The sequence below is a fragment of the Pseudoalteromonas sp. P1-7a genome, from assembly GCF_001401855.1.
Classification (GTDB): domain Bacteria; phylum Pseudomonadota; class Gammaproteobacteria; order Enterobacterales; family Alteromonadaceae; genus Pseudoalteromonas.
The window spans coordinates 1-323 of record NZ_LKDU01000115.1; the positions used below are offsets into that span (position 1 = coordinate 1).

The 323-nt window shown below is 53.9% G+C and carries 1 protein-coding gene; it reads left to right on the forward strand.

Annotated elements, in window-relative coordinates; all coding sequences use genetic code 11:
• Positions 1-323 (forward strand): Ig-like domain-containing protein (locus AN389_RS19745; RefSeq protein WP_200911320.1); only part of this gene is annotated, 323 nt, incomplete at both ends.

Below are 323 nucleotides of genomic sequence, written 5' to 3' on the forward strand. Positions count from 1 at the left end.
ACCGGTGAGCCAGAGGGCACGGTTGTTACAATCACCGTAACGGATGAAGCGGGTAACCCGCAAACCATTACGACCGAAGTGCAAGCCGACGGCACCTTTAGTGTGGATGTGCCTAATGAGTTAAGTGAAGGTGAATTTACCGTTGAAGTATCGGTTACCGACGCCGCAGGCAATCAAACCACAGCCACCACGACAGGCGAGGTTGATACCGCCGCGCCTACAGTGGTTATTGACCCGGTTGGCGATACTAATGACACCACACCGACTATTTCAGGCACAGCAACCGGTGAGCCAGAGGGCACGGTTGTTACAATCACCGTAAC